The sequence below is a fragment of the Gemmiger formicilis genome, from assembly GCF_016901605.1.
In the GTDB taxonomy this organism is placed as follows: Bacteria; Bacillota; Clostridia; order Oscillospirales; family Ruminococcaceae; genus Gemmiger; species Gemmiger formicilis_B.
On sequence record NZ_JACJKP010000857.1, the window covers coordinates 1 to 220 of the forward strand.

The window sequence follows — 220 nt, forward strand, 5'->3', positions numbered from 1 at the left end:
CCGCCATCATCCTGCTGTGCATGCTGGCATCCTGCTGGTATTTCTGCCGCCAGGCCGGCATCGGGACGCTGTTCCCCGCTGTTGCGGCGGTTCTGGTTTCCCCCATGTCCGATGAGCAGGGAAAACAGGAATTGCAGAACCAGCAAAATAGTACGTGTACGGCGTCGTTCGCTGCGTACATACTGCAAAAGCATTCCCAGGCAGAGGAAGCTGGCCGTCA

At 58.2% G+C, this 220-nt stretch carries 1 protein-coding gene; it reads left to right on the forward strand.

Annotation, left to right across the window (positions count from 1 at the left end; all coding sequences use genetic code 11):
- A partial coding sequence (locus tag H6B10_RS17030; protein ID WP_204652522.1) for a hypothetical protein occupies positions 1–220 on the forward strand: 220 nt, incomplete at both ends.